Here is a 2,966-nt window from a genome sequence, read left to right as displayed (position 1 = left end):
GTACGGCCTCCCCGCGCCCCCGACATCTACGCCCGGACGCGTCCCCTTCCATCCCTGCGACACGGCAGACACCGCCAAACTCTCATGACCACACCGGTTGTCCCCGCGCATGGGGCACCCCGCCCGACCCGGCCACGGCCGATGTTTTCGCCGTAGGCGCCGGGCGGAACATAGACGGGGACGATGAGTGAGGCGGTATTGCCGCTCACGTCGAGGCGCGGGGCGCGGTCGGGGGCCTGGACGCAGGGATAACGCTGCGGGTGGGGTCGGCGAAGACGATCGCGTCGACGCTGGGGATGTCGACGCCTTCGGCGACCACCTCCTGCTGCGGTTAGTGTTGCGGCGCTGCTGAGAAGTGAGGACACCAGCCATGGCGATCACTCCCGGACAGGAGTACGTCGCGTGCGACCGCTCCGGTTACCGGTACCGCGTCAACCCGACCCAGCCCGACCCGAACTACGTGCATGTCACGGATGTCGCCGACGGCAGCCTGCGCAAGGTCAAGCCGGCATCCCTGCACGCTGACCCCACCCGACGGACCGGCTACCTGCTCGCCTCCTTGCTCGACGCCAGGTGGACCGCCGACCCCCGTACCCGTAGCGCCATCTACCAGGCCCAGACGAACCGCTCGACCAACGCGTAAGGACACCTCGTGCGCTCAGTCGGCGCGGCGCGGCCAGTGCGCGAAGCGTGTCCTGGCCGCGCCAGGACGGCGCCGGCTCGAGAGCGGGGCCGCAGGGGAGGTCATCGGTCGTCCGCCGGTCATTCCCGGGCGGCCGGCGTCCCGTCCCCCGGGTGTGGACGGTTCACTGCCGTGGGGTGCGGGCCTGTGCGGGGGCCGGGTGTGTGGTCACAGGGTGCACCACAGTGGCGGCCCGGCTGCGGAGCGGGCGCGGGCGGCGGCCTGGTCTGTGCCTCGGCCCGGGCGCGTGGATCGGCGAAGATGCCGGCCATGCGCCGGGCCAGGGGCACGGGGTCCGAGCGGGGGTGTGTCCACTGGCTGCCGGAGAGGGGGTGGGCACGGCCGGGGAAGGCGTCCGGGAGTTGCGTGAACTGGTCGTCGCATCAGCGCTTCTATCTCGACGTCCGTCAAACCCTGCGCCACGGCTGCGAAGGGGAGGCCGGCCGCTTGCGGCCTCGGCCAGTACCCGCCTCGCGGGCGGCTCGACCCCAGGCGCAGGGGTTCAGGGACTCGTTCCCTCTACCCGCGGTAGAGGGTCACGGTAGAGTCGGGGCATGGCAGCAGACGAGACGAGCATCAAGGTGAGTACAGCCGCGCGGGACCGGCTGGCACAGCTGGCGGCCGAGCACGGCACCACGATCCGCGGGCTTGTGGAGGACCTCGCGCAGAGCACGCCGACGCAGGCCGAGTACGCCGAGCGTGCCGAGCTGGCGCGCACCGAGCTCGCCTCCGCGCTGGGCAGCGCGCCGAGCCCGGAGGCGGAGGCGAAGGCCCGGGCGCTGCTGGAGCGCCTCGGCGGCAGCGGGCACGGTCCGCGGGCGGCCGCGTAGTGGCGGGGATCGCGGTCGTCCTCGACCACACGACCGCGGGAGCGTTGTACGACCCGAAGGACCCGTTCAACGAGGCGGTCGCCGCGTTCTACGTCCAGGCCTCCGGCGGACTCGGGGATCTGTATGCACCGGTGCTGTCCCTGACGGCCGGAGACGCCGAACGGCCCGGGCTGCTCGGCTACATCAAGGGTCTGCGGTTCATCCGGATCGAGGCGTTCGACACCGACGCCGCGGTCACCGCCACCGAACTACTGCGCTTCGGGCACTCCTGGGCCGCCGTTCACGCCATCCACGCCGCCCGCCCCTCCGCCGCCCACCCCGCCGGACGATACCTGCTCACCCTGACACCGAAGGCCTACGCGGGCACCGGCGTCCAAGCCGTCCACCCCGACCAGTAACCGGTCACCACCGACGGCAGAAGACGGTCAGCACCGCTCCTCCTACGACAAGCGCGCCCGGATTCCCACCGGCGGCCATACCGGCCCGCATCTCAGCCGCGATCCGGCCGAGCTCCTCGTCCTTGGGCCGGGCACCGTGGTCACTGAGGTTGAACTCGTGGTGTCGTAGGGGGCTGATGGGCGGCAGTCGCCTGCGCTATCACCAGTGCATGCGGTATCCACAAGGGGGCGGGCTGACCGCCGAACGACAGCGCTTCCGTGAAGGGGTTACGGCTTCAGGCGGCCGAGCGGTTCGCCCTCGGCGAGGCGAGTTCGGTGATCGCCAACCTGCGCGTCAGTGTCCGGTCGGTGCAGCGATGGCGGCAGGCATGGGACGAGGGCGGGCCGCGTGCTTCGCGGTCGCAGGGCCCGGCGTCGTTGCCGAGGCTGAGCGAGGGGCAGTTCGCCAGCTGGAGGCGGAGCTGGTCAAGGGGCCGGCCGCGCACGGCTGGGAGGACCAGCGCTGGACCCTGGGCCGGATCAAGACCGTGATCCGTCGACGCTTCCACCTGGCCTACACCATGCAGGGCGTGATCATCCCTGGACGCCTTGTTCTCGGTGCGGGCGCGCCTTTGCGCTGAGGACAAGCCGAGAGTCCGGTTCAGTCATCGCGTGGCGGGGCGGGGGTGAGGTGGGTCCATCCTGCAGGCGGGGCCAGGAGCGTGCGGACGTGGGGTCTGCGGGCGCGTAGCCGCACGTGTCCCCGGTATTCGCGGAGGATGAGGTGGCTGACGTGTTCGAGGGCCCTGAGGGCGAAGCCGTTCGCCGGGCACATACCCTCGCCTTTGCCGAAGGGAAGGTAGGAGCGCCGTTGCTCGTCGGTCGGCTTTTCCCAGCGTGAGGGGCAAAAGGTCAGGGGCTTGTCCCATACGGTCGCTGACCGGTGGATGGCGTGCGTGCCGATCAGGACGTGCTCGCGCTCGTGGACCCGGCGGCCGGCTATATCGTGGTCGGCAGCGGCCACTCTGATCAGGCGCCAGGCGGTCGGGTAGAGGCGCAACGCCTCCTTGACCAGCC

5 protein-coding genes are annotated in these 2,966 nt (G+C 71.2%); 4 read left to right on the top strand and 1 reads right to left on the bottom strand.

The features are described from left to right. Positions 1-370: 370 nt before the first annotated feature. From RIF68_RS32950 to RIF68_RS32935, 4 genes are all read left to right on the top strand, one after another. On the top strand, positions 371-643 hold the full coding sequence (locus RIF68_RS32950; protein ID WP_309055082.1) for a hypothetical protein: 273 nt from the start codon (positions 371-373) through the stop codon (positions 641-643). A 593-nt stretch (positions 644-1,236) separates the two neighbouring features. Continuing rightward, entirely contained in the window at positions 1,237-1,512 is a 276-nt protein-coding gene (locus RIF68_RS32945; RefSeq protein ID WP_309055081.1) for a hypothetical protein, read from the top strand. Next, entirely contained in the window at positions 1,512-1,910 is a 399-nt protein-coding gene (locus RIF68_RS32940) for a hypothetical protein (protein WP_309055078.1), read from the top strand. Before RIF68_RS32945 ends, RIF68_RS32940 begins: the two co-directional genes overlap by 1 nt. Before the next feature lie 356 nt (positions 1,911-2,266). Next, entirely contained in the window at positions 2,267-2,530 is a 264-nt protein-coding gene (locus tag RIF68_RS32935; protein WP_309055077.1) for a hypothetical protein, read from the top strand. Positions 2,531-2,550: 20 nt separating this feature from the next. Here the strand turns inward: RIF68_RS32935 and RIF68_RS32930 are convergent. Then, a partial coding sequence (locus RIF68_RS32930) for a cytochrome P450 (protein ID WP_309055076.1) occupies positions 2,551-2,966 on the bottom strand: 416 nt, incomplete at its 5' end.

The organism is Streptomyces sp. (genome assembly GCF_031178505.1).
GTDB classification, from domain to species: Bacteria; Actinomycetota; Actinomycetes; order Streptomycetales; family Streptomycetaceae; genus Streptomyces; species Streptomyces gulbargensis.
This window is presented reverse-complemented; position numbering and strand designations above follow the sequence as displayed.

Bases quoted from the DNA above. Each gene is read 5' to 3' on its own strand.
- RIF68_RS32950 (WP_309055082.1), top strand. From the start codon at position 371: ATGGCGATCACTCCCGGACAGGAGTACGTCGCGTGCGACCGCTCCGGT.
- RIF68_RS32945 (WP_309055081.1), top strand. From the start codon at position 1,237: ATGGCAGCAGACGAGACGAGCATCAAGGTGAGTACAGCCGCGCGGGAC.
- RIF68_RS32935 (WP_309055077.1), top strand. From the start codon at position 2,267: ATGGCGGCAGGCATGGGACGAGGGCGGGCCGCGTGCTTCGCGGTCGCA.